This is a genomic window from Novosphingobium sp. BL-S-20, assembly GCF_055521635.1.
Map to the genome: position 1 here is coordinate 1,283,894 of NZ_CM145494.1, position 19,637 is coordinate 1,303,530.

A 19,637-nucleotide genomic window follows, 5' to 3' on the forward strand; every position below is an offset into this window, starting at 1 on the left:
GATTTTGCTAGAAGGATCTTGAAATGGGTTACCGGGTTGCCGTCGTCGGCGCGACCGGAAATGTCGGCCGCGAAATGCTCAACATCCTCGCCGAACGCGAATTCCCCTGCGACGAAATCGCAGCGCTGGCTTCGTCGCGTTCGACCGGGACCGAGATTGAATTCGGCGAAACCGGCAAAATGCTCAAAGTAAAGAACATCGAGCATTTCGATTTCACCGGCTGGGATATTGCGCTCTTCGCCGCAGGTTCCGAGCCGACCAAGATCTATGCACCGAAGGCCGCTGCCGCGGGCTGCGTGGTGATCGACAACTCGTCGCTCTACCGCATGGACCCCGACGTGCCGCTGATCGTGCCGGAAGTGAATCCGGACGCGATCGACGGCTACAAGGCGCGCAACATCATCGCCAACCCCAACTGCTCGACCGCGCAGATGGTCGTGGCGCTCAAGCCCCTGCACGACAAGGCGACGATCAAGCGCGTCGTCGTCTCGACCTACCAGTCGGTTTCGGGCGCCGGTAAGCCGGGCCTCGACGAGCTGTTCGAGCAGAGCCGCGCGATCTTCGTGGGCGATCCGGTGGAACCGAAGAAGTTCACCAAGCAGATCGCCTTCAACGTGATCCCGCACATCGACGTCTTCCTCGACGACGGCTCCACCAAGGAAGAGTGGAAGATGGTGGTCGAGACCAAGAAGATCCTCGATCCCAAGATCAAGCTGCAGGCCACTTGCGTGCGCGTGCCGGTCTTCGTCGGCCACTCGGAATCGCTGAACATTGAGTTCGAGAACGAGATTTCGGCCGAGGAAGCACAGGACATCCTGCGCGAGGCGCCGGGCATCATGCTCGTCGACAAGCGTGAGGACGGCGGATACGTCACCCCGATCGAAAGCGTCGGCGACAGCGCGACCTACATCAGCCGCGTTCGCGAAGACCCGACCGTGGAAAACGGCCTGGCCCTGTGGTGCGTCTCGGACAACCTGCGCAAGGGCGCCGCGCTCAACGCGGTGCAGATCGCCGAACTGCTTGGCCGTCGTCACCTCAAGAAGGGCTGACCCGGCGGGCCTTGGCTCAAACCGATAGAAAAAGGCCTGCGGAGCTTTCGCTTCGCAGGCCTTTTCTTGTGCGGTTCGGCGAGTTACCTGCCTTCATCCGCCGCGAATGCCTTCATCTGCGCATATGCGGCCTCGCGCGCGTGATCCGTCAGGGACAGGAGATAGCGCGAAGCCTCCTTGTATGTCAGGAACGGCTGGTCATCGGCGATGATGGGAACGGTTCGGCTGTTGTAGATTCGTTTCAGCAGGCGTCGTTGCGGCCGGCTCAGCGCCGGGTTTTCGGCGCTCGTGTTTTCTTCTGTCGTTTCCATGGGGCGCTTTATCACGGCTTCGTTCGCGGCAGCAATGGCGCGCACAGGGTGTTCCGGGTTACTCTCCGTCCATGAGCCAAACCCTGACCGGCGGCTGCCAGTGCGGCCGCATTCGCTATGAGGCCGAGGTCGAGAACGACGAGGCCTATCTCTGCCACTGCCGCTATTGCCAGAAGGCGACCGGCGGCTTTGCAGCGGCTTTCGTGCAGGTCTCGAAGGCCGGTGTCCAATGGGCGCAGGAGCCGGACTGGTATCAAAGCTCCGCCATCGCGCATCGCCCGTTCTGCGCGCATTGCGGCACCCCGCTCGGCTTCGACTTCATCGAGAGCAGCGGCAAGATGGACCTGACGCTCGGCAGCTTCGACACGCCGGAATTCTTCCGCCCCACCGCGCATTCCGGTGCTGAGAGCTTGCATCCCGCGTGGCTCGATACCAAGGACCTGCCCAGGCACTACAGCGCGACGACCGAAAGCGTCGCCTCGCGCTGGAAGGCGGCAGGACTGGAGGTTCCCTAAGTGAGCGATCTGCGCAAGGAAGTCATCGAAGGTTACGCAGGCACCGATCTGGCGGTGCATGTCATGGGCGATACCGGCGCGCGGCCGCTGCTGCTGCTCCACGGCCTGTTCTCCAGCGCCGACGTGAACTGGATCAAGTTCGGCAATGCGAAAATCCTCGCCGATGCCGGGTTCGAGGTCTTCATGCCCGATCTGCGCGCCCACGGCGAGAGCGGCGCGCCGCACGACCCCGCAGCCTATCCCGCCGACGTGCTGGTCGAGGACCTCAAGCTGGTGATCGCCGCGCTCGGCCTCACCGATTACGACCTCGGCGGCTTCTCGCTCGGCGCGCGGACTTCGGTGCGCGGCGTGCTCGCGGGCCTCGCCCCGCGCAACCTGATCCTCGGCGGCATGGGCCTCACCGGCCTTTCCGGCTGGGCGCGGCGCAGCGCCCACTTCGTGGATGCCATCGACCGCTTCGGCACCATCGAACGCGGCGACAAGGCCTTCGTTGCGCAGGCCTTCATGAAGTCGATGAAGATCGATCGCGTGGCCGCGCGGCTGCTGCTGGGATCGGTGGACGATACTTCGGCGGATGTGATCGCGCAGATCGCGATGCCCACGCTCTGCGTCTGCGGGGCGGAAGATCGGGACAACGGCTCCGCGCCGGAATTGGCCGAGGCCTTGCCGCAGGGGCGCTATGTCGAGACGCCGGGCAATCACATGTCTTCGGTGACGTTCAAGGATATGGGCAGGGCTATGGCTGAGTTTCTGCTCGATTAAGTAGAAGAAGATTCCGGGGGATGATCCCCCGGACCCTCGGAATGTCAGCGTCGCGCGCCGCCTATCGGTCGTGCGCTCCTTGCGGCGCAGCCATTAAGTCTCCCGACGCCAACATGGGCGCACGACGCTGTTGGTCCGCGTGACCTAGACGGTGATGGGGGTGCAGGGGGGCTTTGCTCCCCTGCTTTTACCCTTTTCTCCCTACCTCAACAGTTGATCTCACCCAGCGGGCGACTAGTCTCCCGCGCCATCAGAGAGACAAATGAGGACGACCCCATGAAATTCGCATCCACCGCGCTTGCCGCGCTCGCGGCCGGGCTTTCGTTCGGCGTGGCGGCGCCGGCCTTTGCCGAGGACGCGCCGTCGTACCCGCAAACTGCGCAAGGCGCCGCCGAGTTCGTGGCCGCTGCCGAGAAGGACCTGTTCGATTTCTCGGTCGACAATGCCCGCATCAACTGGGTGAACTATACGTATCTCACCGATGATACCGACGCGCTGGCGGCGCAGTCCAACGGGCTGCTGACCGAGAAGCAGGTCGATTACGCGGTCGAGGCGGCGAAGTTTGCGAAGCTGCCGGGTCTCGATGCCGACGTTTCGCGCAAGCTCGGCATCCTGCGTCAGGGAATCGTTCTGCCCGCGCCGACGACGCCCGGTGCGGCGACGGAGTTGAGCGCGATCGGCACCCGTCTTGCGTCCACGTATGGCAAGGGCCGCGGCACGCTGGACGGCAAGGAGATCAATGGTTCGGACATCGAGGCGGAAATGGGCAACCTGACCCACACGCCTGCCGAGTTCGCCGAGATGTGGACGACCTGGCACGATAACGTCGGCAAGCCGATGAAGGGCGACTACGTGAAGATGGTCGAGATCGCCAACAAGGGTGCCAAGGAACTCGGCTATGCCGACGTCGGTGCCATGTGGCGTTCGGGCTACGACATGACGCCCGAGCAGTTCTCGGCCGAGACCCAGCGACTTTGGGAGGAAGTGAAGCCGCTCTACCTCGCGCTGCACACTTATGTGCGTCACAAGCTGAACGAGAAGTATGGCGATGCCGTGCAGCCCAAGAACGGTCCGATCCGCGCCGACCTGCTGGGGAACATGTGGGCGCAGGAGTGGGGCACGATCTATCCGCTGGTCGCGCCGAAGGGTTCGGGCGATCTCGGCTACGACATCGGCGATCTGCTGAAGGCGCAGGGCAAGACCCCGATCGACATGGTGAAGGCGGGTGAGGGCTTCTACTCGTCGCTCGGCTTCGCGCCGCTGCCGGAGACGTTCTGGAAGCGCTCGATGATCGTCAAGCCCGCCGACCGCGAGGTGATCTGCCACGCTTCGGCCTGGGACGTCGACAACAAGGACGATGTGCGCATCAAGATGTGCACCAAGGTCGATTCCGGCGACTTCGTGACGATCCACCACGAACTCGGCCACAACTACTACCAGCGCGCCTACAACAAGCAGCCGTTCCTCTATCTCAACGGTGCCAACGACGGCTTCCACGAGGCGATCGGCGACTTCATCGCGCTGTCGATCACGCCGCAGTACCTCGTGCAGATCGGCCTGCTCGACAAGGCCAAGGTGCCGAGCGCGGACAAGGACATCGGCCTGCTGCTGCGTCAGGCGATGGACAAGGTGGCGTTCCTGCCGTTCGGTCTGCTGATCGACCGCTATCGCTGGGGTATCTTCGACGGTTCGATCCAGCCTGCGGACTACAACAAGGCCTGGACCAAGATGCGCCTCGACTATCAGGGCATCACCCCGCCTTCCGCGCGCAGCGACGATGGCTTCGATGCCGGTGCCAAGTTCCACGTTCCGGGGAATACGCCTTACACGCGCTACTTCCTCGCCCGCATCCTCCAGTTCCAGTTCTATCAGGCGGCCTGCAAGCAGGCAGGCTGGAAGGGACCGCTGCACCGGTGCAGCTTCTACGGCGACAAGAAAGTCGGTGCGAACCTGAACAAGATGCTGGAAATGGGCATGTCGAAGCCCTGGCCGGAAGCGCTCAAGGCTTTCACCGGCACCCCGCAGATGAGCGCCAAGCCGATGCTCGACTATTTCGCGCCGCTCAAGAAGTGGCTCGACGAGCAGAACAAGGGCGAGAAGCAGGGCTGGTAAACGAGAACGGCCCCCGGCGATGCGATGTCGCCGGGGGCCGTTTCGAGGCCGATAGGGGGAGCTGGCTCATGCCGGCTCCCCTTTTTCGTGAGCCTTTAGAAGTCCACCGTGATCCCGGTGAAGAACGTACGACCGTAGACGTCGTAGGTCGTCGGGTAGGTGTTCGACTGCTCCTGGTTGTCACCCAGGATCGGCGGCTTCTTGTTGAACATGTTGTTCATGCCGATGTTCCAGGTGAAGCGCTTGGCCACGTCGATCTGCGCGGTGAGATCGAAGTAGTCGTAGGCCTTGATCTTCTCGACGCTGTAGGTCGTCGATTCATCGTCGTCCTTGACCGGCGAGAGGTGGCGCCAGGCGAGCGAGAGCGTCTTGCCCTCGGTCGACCAGCTCACGCGGCCGTTGAGACGCCACTTGGCATAGACGTTGCCGCAGAGCAGGCCGAACTTGCCCGCGCAGTCGACAGTCAGGTCGGAGAGGGCGGCGATCGGCTTGAACGTGAAGTTCATCAGGCGGGTGCCGCTGGCGCGCAGGGTCAGCTTGCTCGATCCGTGCTCGCCGAAGGCCAGCGGGATCGCGTACTGCATGTCGAAGTCGATGCCGTCGGTCTTCATCCCGCCCGAGTTGGACAGGTTGTCGATCGCGCCGGTGATCGCATAGCTGTTGGCGTCACGCGGCAGCAGCGAGCAGTAGCTGGTGTCGTAGGGCGTCCATCCGTTCGCGGCGGTGCCGTAGCAGGCCGAGATGATGTTCGAGGTGCCTGCGGCGGTGATGTAGTTGTCGATCTTGATGTGATAGTAATCGACGGTCAGCGACAGGCCCGGAATGAAGCGGGGCTGGATCATCGTGCCGAAGGTCCAGGTGTTCGCCGTTTCCTCGCGCAGCGAGGTATTGCCGCCGTTGTAGCTCTCGATCTGCGAATCGCCGCCGTTGTAGGCCGTGCCGATCAGGTTCGTCGGAACGCCCGATGCCGCGCAGCTGGCGTTGAGATTGGCGTTCGTGAGCGCGCTCGAGGTGGCGCAGGGGTCGGTCGCGGCCTCGAAGTTCTGGGCATTGCCGCTGTAGAGGTTGTTGACCGTAGGGGCACGCACCGCGCGCGAGAACTGGCCGCGCAGGCTCACGTCCTTGATCGGCGCCCAGACGAGGCCCGCCGAGAAGGTGCCGACCGACTTGGCCGCCGTCGAATAGTACGAATAGCGCGCCGCGCCGTTGAATTCGAGGCGTTCGATGAAGGGCTTGTCGGCGATCAGGGGCACGTTGAACTCGGCGAAGAGTTCCTTGACGTTGTAGCCGCCCGCGATCGGTTCGGAGCCGTTGAAGCCGATCACGTCACCCGAGGCGAGCGCCTCGTCCGGGTTGAAGCTGCCGTGCTCGCTGCGGTATTCGCCGCCGAAGGCCAGGCCGGCCGGGCCGGCGCCCAGATCGAACAGGTTGTTGTTGGTGATCGCGCCGCTGACGACCTTCTCGGTGATCGTCGAGCGGTTGACCGTGTCGATCGAGATGAAGTCGGCCGCTTCCTGGCTGATGTTGCCCGCGCCGAAGATGTTCAGCGGGACGCAGCCGTTGCTGGTGTCCGAGCAGACGAGGTTGCCGCTCGAATCGTAGCTGGTCAGCAGCGCTTGCTGGACGCGGCTGGCCGAGACGTTGCCGTACTGGCGCTCGACCTGCTTGGTGCGCGAGTAGCTGAAGTAGGCGTCGTAGTTCCAGTCGCCGGAGATCTGGCCGCGGGCGCCGATCAGGCCGCGATAGGCCTTGCTGTCGAGGTCCGAGATGCGGTCGCCCACTTCCGAAAGACGGCGATAGACTGCAGCGGAAGTATAGCCGTCGCCATCGGTGTCATGGCTGCTCAGCAGTGCCTGCGTGTCCGCGGAGAGGAACGAGGAATCGGTGTCGAGCGAGTAGGTGCCGGTCAGCGGGGTCGGGGCCAGTTGGTTCTTCACCCGGTTGTGGATGTACTGGCCTTCGCCGTAGAGCGTCAGGTGATCGCTGACGTCGAAGTGGGCCTGGGCCGAGAGCAGCTCGCGCTTCTGCGGGACCTGCAGATAGTTCTCGGAGGCATAGTTGTAGGCATCGGCCGAAGTATAGGCCGAGTAGCTGCCGTCCTGCCCGAACTTGTAGTTGCTGCCGCCGAGCGCGATGCGGCCCGCCGGGATCGAGCTGGAGCCGCCGTTCATCAGGCCGCCTTCGCCGTCGTCGGTCTGTGCCACCGAAGTGTAGCTGCGGCCCGACTGGAGGATCGACTTGCGGCGCATGTAGTCGCCGTAGACCGTGATGTTGCCGCGGCCGTCGGCGAAGTTCTTGCCGACCAGAAGGCCGCCGTTGTACTGTCCGCCGTCACCCTGGCCGGTCAGGCGGTAGTTGGCATTGGCCTGGACGCCGTCGAAGTCCTGCTTGGTGATGAAGTTCACCACGCCGGTCACCGCGTCCGAACCGTAGACGGCGGACTTGCCGCCGGTCACCACGTCGACGCGCTCGATCAGCGCGGTCGGGATCGTGTTGAGGTCGACGATCTGGTTGGTGTCATAAGACACGTAGCGGTGGCCGTTGACGAGAACCAGGGTGCGTTCCGCACCGAGGCCGCGCAAGTCGGCAGTGGCGACGCCGCCGCCCGGATTGTTCGACGCGGCGGTCGAACCCGGCAGCACCTGCGGCAGGTCCTTGAGGATGTTCTCGACGTTCACCTGGCCGGTCAGCGCGATTTCCTTGGCGGAAACGGCCATGATCGGGGCCGCCTGCTCGAGGTTCGGGTTGGACAGGCGCGAGCCGGTCACGACGATGGCGCCGCCGTCGGGCTGTGCATCGTTTGCGGGCGCATCGTCCTGCGCATGAGCCGCGGCGGGCAGACCCATCAGCAGGGTGGAAGCCAGCAGCAGGCGCTTCATTTCGGATGTCATTCGGTACTCCCTTTGCAGTTTCCGGCACACGGTTTGCCGTAAGCCGGACCCAGATCAGGGGGTGTGCTCCCAAGGTGAACGTTCTGTCATCAGGGAATAATAGTCGATCTTTATTGAATCCCGCACAGTTGTAGATAGGCAACTATTATTGCGGTGGATGATACATGAGTGTAATTTTCATGTAATTGATTGAAATAATCACGTAACATGAAATTACTTCAAACTCTACTCAGTCTATATGGATTTGTTGTGCACATTTCCATCACAAAATTATAAGATTGCTCCGTAATGGGTTGACGGGACATATCCGTGTCGGGTTGCAGGCGGCGCGGGCTTGCTCGGCAAAGGTGCGGCGCCCGATACTTCGGCTGGAATCGCAAAGGGCGCCGCTCCTTTCGGAACGACGCCCTTGCTGTGGGAGTGTTGCGGCCGTGGGCCGCAGCGGATCAGCGGAACGGCGGCTCGTTGAACGCGCGCAGCTTGCGGGAGTGCAGCTTCTCGCCTTCGGCGCGGAGCAGGTCGCAGGCCTGGAGGCCGATCTTGAGGTGGCTGGCAATCGCTTCCTCGTAGAAGCGGTTTGCCTGGCCCGGCAGCTTGAGTTCGCCGTGGATCGGCTTGTCGGAAACGCAGAGCAGGGTGCCGTAGGGCACGCGGAAGCGATAGCCCTGGGCGCTGATCGTGGCGCTTTCCATGTCGATGCCGATTGCGCGGCTGAGGCTGAAGCGGTGCGCGGATTCGGTGTAGCGCAGTTCCCAGTTGCGGTCGTCGGTGGTGACGACGGTGCCGGTGCGCATGCGTTTCTTGAGGTTGGCGCCGCCTTCGCCGCTCACCGCCTCGGCCGCCGAGGCGAGGGCCTGCTGCACTTCCGCGATCGCGGGCAGCGGGATCTCGGGCGGCAGGACCGGATCGAGCACGTGGTCGTCGCGCAGATAGGCATGGGCGAGCACGTAGTCGCCGATGCGCTGGCCTTCGCGCAGGCCGCCGCAGTGGCCGATCATCAGCCAGACCTCGGGACGGATGACCGCGAGGTGATCGGTGATGGTCTTGGCGTTCGAGGGGCCGACGCCGATGTTGACGAGGGTGATGCCCGACTTGTCCGGCCGGATCAGGTGGTAGGCCGGCATCTGGTGGCGGCGCCAGGCGGTGTCCGACAGGCGCTCGCGGGCATTGTCGACCGGGGTGTCGAGGTAGAGGCCGCCCGCGCCCGACAGGGCGGTATAGCCGTTCGAACCGATCTGCTGCCCGGCCCAGTCCACGAACTCGTCCACATAGCGGTGGTAGTTGGTGAAAAGGATGTAGCGCTGGCAATGCTCGACGCTGGTGCCGGTGTAGTGCTGCAGGCGGGCGAGGCTGAAATCGGTGCGGAGGCCATCGAACAGGGCCAGCGGCAGCGGTTCCTCGGCCGACTGGCGGAACACGCCGTCCGAGATCTCGTCACCGATGAGGGCGAGTTCGGTGGTCGGGAAGTGGGCCGCCAGTTCCTGCGGGGTGACGCTGCCCATGCCGACGCCGTCGAGGACATAGGGGAAGGGGATTTCCTGCGCGGAAGGCGTGACCTCGATCTCCACCTCGTAATCCTCGTGGAGCAGGGCAAGCTGTTCCTCGAGATAGTCCGCGAAGAGGCGCGGGCGGGTGATCGTGGTGACGTAAGTCCCGGCCTCGTTCAGGCGGCCGAACGAGCGGCTGTAGAACGTGCCGCGTTCCACGCCCGTATAGGTGATGCGCAGTTCCGGGTAGGACCAGGCGCGCGTTTCACGGCGTTCGGAAGGGGGCGGGGTGCCGTTCTCGACGAAGGCGGCAATGTCGGCGCGCAGGGTGCTGACGGCGGTTTCGTAAACGCGGACCAGTTCCGCGAGGGTGCTTTTGATCGTTTCCATCGCCCGTAATTACGCAATCTGTATTGCAGTGCAATAGCGGCGTGAAAAGAGAAAGGCCCCCGCTCCGGTGGGAGCGAGGGCCTTCGATCTCGACGGTCGTTACCGCGAAGCAGAAGCTCAGGCTTCTTCTTCGGTCTCGGCAACTTCCTCTTCGACCGCGATTTCGCCGGGTTCGGCGTTCGGGTCGTAGGCTTCGGTGAAGCCCGAGACGTCCTGTTCGAACATCGCGGCCATCACGTCGACGCCCTGCGACTGCAGGTCGGCTTCGTCCGGCGAACGGGCGACGTTCACCTTGACAGTCACGGCGACTTCGGGGTGCAGGTTCACGCGAACGTCGAACACGCCGATGGTCTTGATCGGGCGTTCGAGCACGATCATCTGCTTCGAGACTTCGGCGCCCTGCTCGTTGAGAGCGTCGACGATGTCACGAACCGAGACCGAACCGTAGAGCTGGCCCGAGTTCGACGAGGCGCGGATCAGGACGACCTGCTTGCCTTCGACGTTGCCCGAGTGTGCTTCGGCCGACGAGCGACGCTCGGCGTTTTCGGCTTCGATCTTCGCGCGGTTGGCTTCGAAGACCTTCTTGTTCTTCTCGTTGGCGCGCAGGGCCTTCTTGTTGGGAAGAAGGTAGTTGCGGGCGTAACCGTCCTTGACGGAAACGACATCGCCGATGGCGCCGAGCTTCTCGACGCGTTCGAGGAGGATGATGTCCATGGGTCTAGCCCCCCTTACTTGACGATGTAGGGCAGCAGGCCGATGTGCCGGGCGCGCTTGATCGCCTGGCTCAGCTCACGCTGCTTCTTTGCGGAAACCGCGGTGATGCGGCTGGGAACGATCTTGCCACGCTCGGACATGAAGCCCTGGAGCAGACGCACGTCCTTGTAGTCGATGGCCGGAGCGTTCTTGCCCGAGAACGGGCAGGACTTGCGGCGACGGAAGAATGCACGTGCCATGGAAATCAGTTCCCTTCACGTTCGCGACGGCGCGTACGCTCGCGGTCGCTCTTGCGCATCATGACCGACGGACCAGCTTCATGCTCGTCGACGCGGATGGTCAGGTAGCGGATGACGTCTTCGTTGATCTGCGTCTGACGCTCGAGCTCGGCGATGGTGTCGCCGGGAGCTTCGATGTTGAGCATCACGAAGTGCGCCTTGCGGTTGCGCTTGATCTTGTACGCGAGATTCTTCAGGCCCCAGGTCTCGGTCTTGGTGACCTTGCCCTGGTTGGCTTCGACGATCTCGGTGGCGGCGGCGGCAAGCGCATCGACTTGCGCCTGGCTGAGGTCCTGGCGAGCCAGGAACACGTGCTCATACTGAGCCACGGCAGCTTCCTTTATCTTGTCTAACCGATCGCTGGCTTGTCCGCGGGATTGCGGGGCCCCTCCGGCTTTCTTCCTTCCCGTCCGGCATGCGGCATGGCGCACGAGACGGAAGGCGCGCCCTTAGCGTATCGGGCGAAGAACGCAAGCAAAAGCTGATCGGAAGCCCGGTGCCTGGCGGGGCTGCATGGGGTGCTCCGGTCCCCAAGTCTCTTGGCCTGCACGACTTTGTCCGGTTTCGCTTGATCGCCGGACCGTTACCCCGCATGGCTTGCGCATTCTCAACCTCAGGGGTTTCTTCTCAGATGGCTTCCGGCCTCGTAGCTCTTCTCGATGACGTGGCGGTGATCGCCCGCGCTGCCGCAGCCTCGCTGGACGACGTTGGGGTAGGAGTCGCCAAGGCCGGCAGCAAGGCGGCGGGCGTCGTGATCGACGACGCGGCGGTAACCCCCGGCTATGTCACCGACTTTACTCCGGAACGCGAGCTGCCGATCATCTGGAAGATCGCCAAGGGCAGCCTGTTTAACAAGCTCGTGATCCTGCTGCCGATCGCGCTGCTGCTGAGTGCTTTCCTGCCCTGGCTGATCACGCCGATCCTGATGATTGGCGGTGCCTATCTCGCCTTCGAGGGTGCCGAAAAGGTGATCGAGAAGTTCGGCGGCGAGCATCATGGCGAGACGCTGGAAGAACCTGTCGAGGATGTCGCCGCGTTCGAGAAGAGCAGGGTCTCCGGCGCGATTCGCACCGACCTTATCCTCTCGGCGGAAATCATGGCGATCGCTTTGGCGGAAGTGGCGGACAGTTCGCTGATTACGCGGGCGGTGGCTTTGGCGCTGGTCGGCATCGTCATCACTGCGGGGGTCTATGGCGCGGTCGCGCTGATCGTGAAGATGGACGATATCGGGCTGCACCTCGCCAAAAGGCAGGGTGCGGGAACGCAGGCTTTCGGTCGTATGCTGGTCAATGGCATGCCCAAGGTGCTGACGGTGCTGGCCTCGGTCGGGACGCTGGCGATGCTCTGGGTCGGTGGCGGGATCGTCCTGCACGGGCTGGAGGAACTGGGCGTTCCGGCGCCTGCGCATGTCGCGCATGGCTTCCAGCACTGGCTGGCCGAACTGGGTGGACCGCTGGGCGGTGCACTGGGCTGGCTGGGCTATGCTGTCGCTTCGGCGGTGGTAGGTCTGGTGCTGGGCGCGGTGATCGCGGTTCTGGTGCACCTCGCCGCGAAGGCTCGCGGCAAGGCGCACTGATCCCGCGCGCTTAGAGTCGGGCCAGCAGGTCTTTCGCGAAGACCGTCAGCGTATCGTCGCGCGCGCCCATTACGACCACGCGGTCGCCGGGTTGGGCGATTTGGACTATACGACTGGCGCAGTCTTCGCGGGAGGGCACGTATTCCGCCTTGCCGCCGTCCGCTTCGATGAGCCGCACGATGCGTTCGCTGCCTTCGGAGCGGTCCACGGTGCCGCCGAAATAGACCGGATCGCACAGGATCGTCATGTCGTCCGGCCCCAGCTTGGTCGCGAGCACTTCGGCCAGTTCATGGCCCATCTGCTTGAGTGGGCCGTAGCCGTGCGGCTGGAAGAACGCGATCACGCGGCCGGGATGGGCCTTGAGCGTCGCCAGCGTGGCCGAAACCTTGTCCGGGTTGTGGCCGAAATCGTCGATCACTGTCACGCCCGAGGACGAGGTGCCGACGATATCGAACCGGCGCGCCAGACCCACGAAGCTGCCCAGCGCCTCGACCGCCTCGGCCACCGAAACTCCGGCGGCATTGGTCGCGGCGATGGCGGCGAGGGCGTTGTAGAGGTTGTGGCGACCCGGCACCTTCAGGGCCAGCGCATGCAAAGTTCCATCCCGCCGATCCAGAACGGTGGCGGTCAGAGAGGTCGGTCCTTCGACCACATCGCTCGCGCCGATCTGGGCATCCGGCGATACAATGCCGAAGGTAACCAGTGCCTTGGCATGCGGGGCGAGGGCGGCGGTTTCCGCATCGTCGAGATTGATCGCCGATACGTCCGCACGGGCAAGGAAGTCGCCGAAAAGCTGGCGCAGTTCCTCAAGGCTCTTGTGGTCTAGGCTGACGTTGCCCAGCACCGCGACTTTCGGGCGATAGAGCGCGATCGAGCCGTCGCTCTCGTCCACTTCCGACACGAAGACCTCACCCTGACCCACGCGAGCGCTGGCGAAGGGTGCGTCGGGGCTAGCGAAGTTCTTCATCACCGCGCCGTTCATGATCGTGGGGTCGCGGCCCGCGTGGGTCATGATCCAGCCGGTCATGCCGGTGACGGTCGACTTGCCCGAAGTGCCGCCGATGGCAATCCCGAAGGGCGCGGCATTGAACAAAGTCGCCAGAAGCTGCGCGCGGCTCATGCGCGGGCAGCCGAACTCTTTCGCGCGCACCACTTCCGGCACCGTGTCTTCCACCGCTGCCGAGGCGACCAGTGTCTGCTCCGCGCCGGTGATGCCGCTGCCGTCCTGCGGGTGCAGGTCGAAACCGAGGCTTTCCAGCCAGGCGAACTTTTCAGGTGTGCGGCCCTGATCGCGACTGCGGTCCGATCCGGCGACTTTCGCGCCGTGTCCCTTGAGGATCAGCGCGAGCGGCAACATGCCCGATCCGCCGATGCCGCAGAAGAACCAGGGATGAGAGGTGAGGTCGTGATGCTCGGAAGTCATGACGCTTCGGTATGCGGCCTTGTTCGTCCTGACAACCTCGATAGGAAGGAGCCATGACCCGTATCGCAGTTTGTGCACCGTCCACCCCGATCACCCGCGAGGATGCGGAGGCCGTCGTCGCTCTGGCGGCCGCCGAGTTCCCAGAAGTGGAGCTGGTGATCCATGATCAGTGCTTCGAAGTGGAAGGCCATTTCGCCGGCAGCGATGCGCGGCGGATCGCGGCGCTGGTGGAGTGCGCGAACGATCCTTCGGTGGACGCGGTGTGGTTCGCGCGCGGCGGCTATGGCGCGTGCCGGGTGGCGGAAGCGGCTATCGGCAAGTTCACGCACGATGCGCAGGCGAAGACTTTCCTTGGCTATTCCGATGCAGGCTATCTATTGGGCGGGCTCTATCGCGCGCGCATCGGCAAGCCTGTGCATGGCCCGATGCTGGCCGATATCCGGCGCGAGGGCGGGGCGGAAGCGGTGCGCCGCGCGCTGCGCTGGCTGACCGGCGATGCCTCGGGCGTCGAGCCGACCGGCGACGATCACCCGCGCGTGGCGTTCAACCTGATGACGCTGGCGATGCTTTGCGGCACGCCGTTGATGCCGGGGCTGGCCAAGCATGTCGTGCTGGTCGAGGAAGTCTCCGAGTATCTCTACGCCGTCGACCGGCTGTTCTTCCACCTCACCGCGCACCTTGGCGGCGTGGCGGGGCTACGCCTCGGCCGGGTCAGCGACGTGCCGGAAAACGACCGTCCGTTCGGCATCGAGGCAGAGGAAATCGTGCGCCACTGGTGTGCGCATCACTCCATTCCCTACCTTGGCAGCGCCGATATCGGGCATGACGCGATGAACCGGATCGTCCCGTTCGGGCTTGCCGAACGACCGCAAGGTCAATAACGCGCCGCGCCACATAGAGAGATTCACAAACCGGCAGGGCGCAATTGCCCGCCCGCCGGACAGAAGGAGCCGCCAAGATGCGTGCATTCGTTTTTCCCGGACAGGGCAGCCAGAAGGTCGGCATGGGCGCCGAACTCGCCGAAGCCAGCGCCGTCGCGCGCGAGGTCTTCCAGGAAGTGGACGAGGCGCTCGGCCAGAACCTCTTCCGCGTGATGACGCAGGGCCCCGAAGAGGAGCTGACCCTGACCGAGAACGCCCAGCCGGCGATCATGGCCAATGCCATCGCCGTCCTGCGCGTGCTGGAAAAGGAAGGCGGCATTGCGCTCGCCGACAAGGCGGACTTCGTGGCCGGTCACTCGCTGGGCGAATATACCGCGCTCTGCGCCGCCGGTGCCTTCAGTCTTGCCGACACCGCGCGCCTGCTGAAGCTGCGCGGCCAGTCGATGCAGGCGGCCGTTCCGGTCGGCCTTGGCGCCATGGCTGCGCTGCTCGGTGCTGATATCGAAAAGGCGACCGCGCTGGCCGAAGCCGCCGCTGAAGGTCAGGTCTGCACTGTCGCTAACGACAACGACCCGTCGCAAGTCGTGATCTCGGGTCACAAGGAAGCCATCGAGCGCGCGATTGCGCTGGTGAAGGACCACGGCATCAAGCGCGGCGTGCTGCTGCCGGTGTCGGCGCCGTTCCACTGCCCGCTGATGCAGCCCGCTGCCGATGCCATGGCGGAGGCGCTGGCCAAGACTCCTCCGGGCAGCCTGCACGTGCCGCTGTTCGCGAATGTCACCGCCTCGGTCGTCACCGATCCTGCCGAAGTCCAGCGCCTGCTGGTCGAGCAGGTGACAGGCCGAGTCCGCTGGCGCGAAAGCGCGATCGCCATGCGCGAGGCGGGCGTCGAGACGTTCGTCGAACTCGGCGGCAAGGTGCTGGGCCCGATGATCAAGCGTTCGGCTGGTGAGGTGGAGGTGATCTCCGCTGTCACTATGGCCGAGATCGAGGAACTGGCGAAGGGCCTCTGATTGGCGCGCCGGGCTTGACCCGGAGCACTCTAAGGTTTGAAGAAAGGCCCCGTCCAGCGGGCCGTCGCCGCCGATCAGGCAGGCGATTCACGGAGATTTGAAAAGATGTTCAACCTCAACGGAATGACCGCCCTCGTCACCGGCGCCTCGGGCGGCATCGGTTCCGCCGTCGCCCGCGCGCTGGCCGCGCAGGGTGCGCGCCTTGCCATCTCGGGCTCGAACGCGGACAAGCTGCGCGCCTTCCGCGACGAGCTGGACGAGCACACCCCGCAGCACCTGCAGGACGTCGACCACGTCGCCATCGCCTGCAACCTGGGCGATCCTGAGCAAGTCGAGAAGCTGGTTCCCGCCGCGCTCGAATCGCTCGGCAAGATCGATATCCTGATCAACAACGCCGGCATCACCCGCGACAACCTCGCGATGCGCATGAAGGACGAGGAGTGGGACCAGGTCATCAAGATCAATCTCGAATCGACCTTCCGCCTGATGCGCGCCGTGACCAAGCCGATGATGAAGGCCCGCTTCGGCCGCATCATCAACGTCACCTCGGTCGTCGGCACCACCGGCAATCCCGGCCAGATGAACTACTGCGCGGCGAAGGGCGGCATCACCGCCATGTCGAAGAGCCTTGCGCAGGAACTCGCCAGCCGCAATGTCACCGTGAACTGCATCGCGCCGGGCTTCATCCGCACCGCGATGACCGACGTGTTGCCCGATGCGCAGAAGGACGCGCTGAACGCCCGCATCCCGATGGGCCGCATGGGTGAGGGCGACGACATCGCCTCTGCCGCCGTGTTCCTCGCCTCGAAGGAAGCGGGCTACGTCACCGGCCAGACGATCCACGTCAACGGCGGCATGGTGATGATCTGACGTGATCTCGGGATCGCCGCGGATGGTGAGGGTCGAACCTTGCGATCCGCGCGATCCCGATGCCGCGGCCGTGATGGCGCGCCTGTCACGGGCGCTGGCTGCCATCACGGGCGATTGCGGCACATCCTCGTTCGATCCGGGCGATGTCCTCGTTCCCCGTGCGTTGTTTCTCGTGGCGCGTGGCGGGGAGGGTGCCGTGATTGGCTGCGGCGCCTATCGCCCGCTGGATGGCGATATCGCCGAAATCAAGCGCATGTATGCCGAGCAAGGCTGCGGCGCTGCGCTTCTGGAGGCGTTGGAGGCGGCGGCCGTGGCCGATGGCTACCGCGAAGCTCGCCTCTCCACGCGCAGGATCAACAGCCGCGCGATGACTTTCTACGAACGGCACGGTTATTGCCGGATTGCGCCTTATGGACGCTATGTGGGCCGGGAAGAATCGGCTTGCATGGGTAAGGCCTTGTTTGAAGCACTTTGAATGCACTGCAGGCAATTCGCGTTCGAATGACCTGAAAAAGGTCCAAAATCCCCCCATTTATCCCCAGAAACGCCAAAGGGCGGGCAATAGTCGCTTGCCGCCTGTTTTCCGTTCGCTAGAGATATTCGTCCTGAAATTCGGGATGTGCGCATCCCTAGCCCGACCAAGGGGGACTTGAGGCTGCCATGAAGGCCACAATCGAACGTTCCACGCTCCTGCGCTGTCTCTCGCACGTGCAGTCCGTTGTCGAGCGGCGCAATACCATTCCCATTCTCTCGAACGTGTTGATCGAGGCCTCGGGTTCCGGGTCCTTGCGCATCATGGCGACCGACCTCGACTTGCAGGTCGTCGAAACCCTGGGCGCGGTCTCGGTAGAGCAGGCCGGTGCGATCACGGTTTCCGCGCACCTGCTGTTCGACATCGCCCGCAAGCTGCCCGACGGTAGCCAGGTCAGCCTCGACGCTTCGGACAACCGCATGGTCGTCAAGGCCGGTCGCAGCCGCTTCCAGCTGCCGACCCTGCCGCGCGACGATTTCCCGGTCATTGCCGAGGGCGAACTGCCGACCAGCTTCGAAGTGCCGGCCGCCACGCTGGGCCAGCTGATCGACCGCACCCGCTTCGCGATCTCGACCGAGGAAACGCGCTACTATCTCAACGGCATCTTCCTCCACGTCTCGGACGAGGAACTGAAGGCTGCCGCCACTGACGGCCACCGCCTCGCGCGCTTCACCCTGCCGCGTCCGGACGGCGCCGATGGCATGCCTGACGTGATCGTGCCGCGTAAGTGCGTGGGCGAACTGCGCAAGCTGCTCGAAGAAGCGCTCGACACCAACGTGCTCGTCGACCTTTCGGCCAGCAAGATCCGCTTCACGCTCGGCGGCGAAAACGGTGTCGTGCTGACCAGCAAGCTGATCGACGGTACGTTCCCCGATTACACCCGCGTCATCCCGACCGGGAACGACAAGCTGCTCAAGATTGATCCCAAGAGCTTCTTCGAGGGCGTGGACCGCGTGGCGACCATCGCCACCGAAAAGACCCGCGCCGTGAAGATGGCGCTGGAGCAGGACCGCGTGACGCTTTCTGTGACTTCGCCGGATAACGGCACGGCGGCGGAAGAAGTCCCGGCGGACTATGCCTCGGACGGTTTCGAGATCGGCTTCAACGCCAATTATCTCAAGGATATCCTCGGCCAGATCGACGGTGACACGGTGGAACTCCACTTGGCCGATGCCGGTGCGCCGACGCTGATCCGCCAGAACGACCAGAGCCCGGCGCTCTACGTTCTGATGCCGATGCGGGTCTGAGCTTACTGGCTCAAGGCAAACAAAAAGGCCGGGGCGTAACCCCGGCCTTTTTTGTGATCAGCTCTCCTGAATCGAGGGATGGGCCTTGGCGATCATGCGGTCGACCTCGACGAACTTCTCGCGCGGAGCGCCCTGGCGGGCATTGGCGACTTCGGCTTCGTCGATCTTCTGCCATTCGGTGAACTTCACGAAATCGATACCGCGCTTTTCGGCGAGGGCTTCGAAGCCGAGGCGGCCCGGCTTGCCGGTGCCGCCGTCGGGGCCAAGGTCGGCGTCGATCTTCTCGACGATCGCGAAGCCGTCCGGGCGGTTGGTGCCGATGGTGCCGGTCGGCCCGCGCCGCGCCCAGCCAACGCAGTAGAGGCCGGGCATGACCCGTCCCTCGACATTGGCGAAGCGCCCACCCTGTTCGTCATAGGGAACGTCGGGAATGCGCGAGGTCTGGTAGCCGATGCAGGCGACGACGATGCCTGCCGGGATGTGGTAGGTCTCGCCGGTGCCCACGGCCTTGCCGTCGACCAGCCTGGTGCGTTCGATCTCGATGCCCTCGACCCGGTCGGTGCCGAGGATTGCGCGCGGGGCGGCGAAGAAGTCGAACTCGATGGCGATGTCGCGGTCGGGACAGATCGCGCCATTGCCGTTGTCATTGGCCGTGCCCCCCGCCATCGCGAAGCTGCGCAAGTGACCCATGGTCTTGCGCATGCCGGGATCGAGCGCGGCATCTTCGGCCAGCGGCGGCAGGTCGGCGGGATCGACGCGGGGGCAGGCCCGCGCGAGCTTGGCGAGTTCGCCCAGTTCCTTCGGGGTCATCGTCACCTGGTGCGGCCCGCGCCGCCCGAGCACGACGATCCGCCGGATCTGCGACCCTTCCAGCGCCGAAAGCGCATGGGCGACGATATCGCTGCCCGCGAATTCCTCCCCGGACTTGGCGAGAATCCGCACGACATCGAGCGCGACATTGCCGTTGCCGACGATGACGGCGGTCTCATGGCTGAAATCGGGATGGAGTTCGGCGAACTGCGGATGCCCGTTGTACCAGCCGACGAAAGCCGCGCTGCCGAAGACATTGGGCAGGTCCTCGCCGGGAAGGCTGAGCTTGCGGTCGTTGGGTGCGCCGGTCGCCAGTACGACGGCATCGTAGAGTTCGCGCAGTTCGTCGATGGAGATGTCGCGACCAACCATGACATTGCCGACGAAGTGGACGTTGTCGCTGAGCGCGGTCAGTTCGTACCGCCGGGCGACGCTCTTGATGCTCTGGTGATCGGGGGCGACGCCGGTGCGGATCAGTCCGAAGGGAACGGGCGAGGAATCGAAGATGTCGACCCGGACATCGTCCCTCCACTGCTTGAGCGCTGCCTCGGCCGTATAGTACCCGGCCGGTCCCGATCCGACGATGGCGATATGTCGCATGGATGTTTTCTCCCAAGCGGACGGAAACTGGATCAGTGCGCCCGCCACTTGTGAAGCAAACATGCTTCCGGATCGGCGGCAAGTGAAATCCGGTGGGACGGGCTTCTCGTGACATATCCGGTAAGGATTGGATTTGCCCGATTATGGATTTGGTTGCCGGAACTTAACACTTTCGC

General features: G+C 64.1%; 18 protein-coding genes. 10 read left to right on the forward strand and 8 right to left on the reverse strand.

Annotation, left to right across the window (positions count from 1 at the left end):
* The first annotated feature begins 23 nt into the window (after positions 1-23).
* Positions 24-1,049, forward strand: coding sequence for an aspartate-semialdehyde dehydrogenase (locus tag ACZ1II_RS13910; protein ID WP_465146965.1), 1,026 nt, complete (start codon positions 24-26; stop codon positions 1,047-1,049).
* Positions 1,050-1,132: 83 nt separating this feature from the next.
* On the opposite strand, the gene ACZ1II_RS13915 is transcribed toward ACZ1II_RS13910, so the two are convergent.
* Entirely contained in the window at positions 1,133-1,405 is a 273-nt protein-coding gene (locus ACZ1II_RS13915; protein WP_465146966.1) for a hypothetical protein, read from the reverse strand.
* Positions 1,406-1,431: 26 nt separating this feature from the next.
* Between ACZ1II_RS13915 and ACZ1II_RS13920 the strand changes: the two genes are divergently transcribed.
* The 3 genes from ACZ1II_RS13920 to ACZ1II_RS13930 all read left to right on the forward strand — a co-directional run bounded on the left by ACZ1II_RS13920 (position 1,432) and on the right by ACZ1II_RS13930 (position 4,749).
* Positions 1,432-1,875, forward strand: a complete 444-nt coding sequence (locus tag ACZ1II_RS13920; protein WP_465146967.1) for a GFA family protein — start codon at positions 1,432-1,434, stop codon at positions 1,873-1,875.
* Positions 1,876-2,637: an alpha/beta fold hydrolase gene (locus tag ACZ1II_RS13925; RefSeq protein WP_465146968.1), complete on the forward strand. Its 762-nt coding sequence runs from the start codon at positions 1,876-1,878 to the stop codon at positions 2,635-2,637.
* Positions 2,638-2,913: 276 nt separating this feature from the next.
* Complete coding sequence (locus tag ACZ1II_RS13930) at positions 2,914-4,749, forward strand: M2 family metallopeptidase (RefSeq protein WP_465146969.1); 1,836 nt, start codon at positions 2,914-2,916, stop codon at positions 4,747-4,749.
* Positions 4,750-4,844: 95 nt separating this feature from the next.
* On the opposite strand, the gene ACZ1II_RS13935 is transcribed toward ACZ1II_RS13930, so the two are convergent.
* The 5 genes from ACZ1II_RS13935 to rpsF form a co-directional block, all read right to left on the reverse strand.
* Positions 4,845-7,640 (reverse strand): TonB-dependent receptor, encoded by a 2,796-nt coding sequence (locus tag ACZ1II_RS13935; protein WP_465146970.1) that lies wholly within the window; start codon positions 7,638-7,640, stop codon positions 4,845-4,847.
* 446 nt (positions 7,641-8,086) lie between these two features.
* The gene (locus ACZ1II_RS13940; protein WP_465146971.1) at positions 8,087-9,517 is read right to left on the reverse strand and encodes an AMP nucleosidase; all 1,431 of its coding nucleotides are present in this window, start codon (positions 9,515-9,517) and stop codon (positions 8,087-8,089) included.
* A 117-nt stretch (positions 9,518-9,634) separates the two neighbouring features.
* Complete coding sequence (rplI, locus tag ACZ1II_RS13945; RefSeq protein WP_465146972.1) at positions 9,635-10,231, reverse strand: 50S ribosomal protein L9; 597 nt, start codon at positions 10,229-10,231, stop codon at positions 9,635-9,637.
* Positions 10,232-10,245: 14 nt separating this feature from the next.
* Positions 10,246-10,470: a 30S ribosomal protein S18 gene (gene rpsR, locus ACZ1II_RS13950; RefSeq protein WP_021232952.1), complete on the reverse strand. Its 225-nt coding sequence runs from the start codon at positions 10,468-10,470 to the stop codon at positions 10,246-10,248.
* A gap of 5 nt (positions 10,471-10,475) precedes the next feature.
* Positions 10,476-10,838 (reverse strand): 30S ribosomal protein S6, encoded by a 363-nt coding sequence (gene rpsF, locus ACZ1II_RS13955; protein ID WP_021232951.1) that lies wholly within the window; start codon positions 10,836-10,838, stop codon positions 10,476-10,478.
* A 302-nt stretch (positions 10,839-11,140) separates the two neighbouring features.
* Here rpsF and ACZ1II_RS13960 point away from each other — a divergent pair, with 302 nt between their 5' ends.
* On the forward strand, positions 11,141-12,085 hold the full coding sequence (locus tag ACZ1II_RS13960; RefSeq protein ID WP_465146973.1) for a DUF808 domain-containing protein: 945 nt from the start codon (positions 11,141-11,143) through the stop codon (positions 12,083-12,085).
* Between the two features lie 10 nt (positions 12,086-12,095).
* On the opposite strand, the gene ACZ1II_RS13965 is transcribed toward ACZ1II_RS13960, so the two are convergent.
* Positions 12,096-13,508 carry a UDP-N-acetylmuramate--L-alanine ligase gene (locus tag ACZ1II_RS13965; RefSeq protein WP_465146974.1) on the reverse strand — a complete coding sequence of 471 codons (1,413 nt, stop codon included), beginning with the start codon at positions 13,506-13,508 and terminating at the stop codon, positions 12,096-12,098.
* A 53-nt stretch (positions 13,509-13,561) separates the two neighbouring features.
* Between ACZ1II_RS13965 and ACZ1II_RS13970 the strand changes: the two genes are divergently transcribed.
* From ACZ1II_RS13970 to dnaN, 5 genes are all read left to right on the forward strand, one after another.
* Positions 13,562-14,389 (forward strand): LD-carboxypeptidase, encoded by an 828-nt coding sequence (locus ACZ1II_RS13970; protein ID WP_465146975.1) that lies wholly within the window; start codon positions 13,562-13,564, stop codon positions 14,387-14,389.
* A gap of 77 nt (positions 14,390-14,466) precedes the next feature.
* On the forward strand, positions 14,467-15,402 hold the full coding sequence (fabD, locus tag ACZ1II_RS13975; protein ID WP_465146976.1) for an ACP S-malonyltransferase: 936 nt from the start codon (positions 14,467-14,469) through the stop codon (positions 15,400-15,402).
* Positions 15,403-15,507: 105 nt separating this feature from the next.
* Positions 15,508-16,272 (forward strand): 3-oxoacyl-[acyl-carrier-protein] reductase, encoded by a 765-nt coding sequence (gene fabG / locus ACZ1II_RS13980; RefSeq protein WP_465146977.1) that lies wholly within the window; start codon positions 15,508-15,510, stop codon positions 16,270-16,272.
* Positions 16,273-16,297: 25 nt separating this feature from the next.
* Entirely contained in the window at positions 16,298-16,747 is a 450-nt protein-coding gene (locus ACZ1II_RS13985) for a GNAT family N-acetyltransferase (protein WP_465146978.1), read from the forward strand.
* A gap of 185 nt (positions 16,748-16,932) precedes the next feature.
* Positions 16,933-18,051, forward strand: coding sequence for a DNA polymerase III subunit beta (gene dnaN / locus ACZ1II_RS13990; protein ID WP_465146979.1), 1,119 nt, complete (start codon positions 16,933-16,935; stop codon positions 18,049-18,051).
* Positions 18,052-18,108: 57 nt separating this feature from the next.
* Here the strand turns inward: dnaN and ACZ1II_RS13995 are convergent, their stop codons facing one another.
* Positions 18,109-19,461 carry an FAD-dependent oxidoreductase gene (locus ACZ1II_RS13995; RefSeq protein WP_465146980.1) on the reverse strand — a complete coding sequence of 451 codons (1,353 nt, stop codon included), beginning with the start codon at positions 19,459-19,461 and terminating at the stop codon, positions 18,109-18,111.
* Positions 19,462-19,637 lie beyond the last annotated feature (176 nt).

What these genes read in the sequence shown, in the direction of transcription:
- fabG (WP_465146977.1), top strand. Translation starts at nt 15,508, where the DNA reads ATGTTCAACCTCAACGGAATGACCGCCCTCGTCACCGGCGCCTCGGGC.
- ACZ1II_RS13920 (WP_465146967.1), top strand. Translation starts at nt 1,432, where the DNA reads ATGAGCCAAACCCTGACCGGCGGCTGCCAGTGCGGCCGCATTCGCTAT.
- rpsR (WP_021232952.1), bottom strand. Translation starts at nt 10,470, where the DNA reads ATGGCACGTGCATTCTTCCGTCGCCGCAAGTCCTGCCCGTTCTCGGGC.
- ACZ1II_RS13965 (WP_465146974.1), bottom strand. Translation starts at nt 13,508, where the DNA reads ATGACTTCCGAGCATCACGACCTCACCTCTCATCCCTGGTTCTTCTGC.
- ACZ1II_RS13995 (WP_465146980.1), bottom strand. Translation starts at nt 19,461, where the DNA reads ATGCGACATATCGCCATCGTCGGATCGGGACCGGCCGGGTACTATACG.
- ACZ1II_RS13960 (WP_465146973.1), top strand. Translation starts at nt 11,141, where the DNA reads ATGGCTTCCGGCCTCGTAGCTCTTCTCGATGACGTGGCGGTGATCGCC.
- rplI (WP_465146972.1), bottom strand. Translation starts at nt 10,231, where the DNA reads ATGGACATCATCCTCCTCGAACGCGTCGAGAAGCTCGGCGCCATCGGC.
- ACZ1II_RS13935 (WP_465146970.1), bottom strand. Translation starts at nt 7,640, where the DNA reads ATGACATCCGAAATGAAGCGCCTGCTGCTGGCTTCCACCCTGCTGATG.
- ACZ1II_RS13910 (WP_465146965.1), top strand. Translation starts at nt 24, where the DNA reads ATGGGTTACCGGGTTGCCGTCGTCGGCGCGACCGGAAATGTCGGCCGC.
- ACZ1II_RS13940 (WP_465146971.1), bottom strand. Translation starts at nt 9,517, where the DNA reads ATGGAAACGATCAAAAGCACCCTCGCGGAACTGGTCCGCGTTTACGAA.
- dnaN (WP_465146979.1), top strand. Translation starts at nt 16,933, where the DNA reads ATGAAGGCCACAATCGAACGTTCCACGCTCCTGCGCTGTCTCTCGCAC.
- fabD (WP_465146976.1), top strand. Translation starts at nt 14,467, where the DNA reads ATGCGTGCATTCGTTTTTCCCGGACAGGGCAGCCAGAAGGTCGGCATG.
- ACZ1II_RS13930 (WP_465146969.1), top strand. Translation starts at nt 2,914, where the DNA reads ATGAAATTCGCATCCACCGCGCTTGCCGCGCTCGCGGCCGGGCTTTCG.
- ACZ1II_RS13970 (WP_465146975.1), top strand. Translation starts at nt 13,562, where the DNA reads ATGACCCGTATCGCAGTTTGTGCACCGTCCACCCCGATCACCCGCGAG.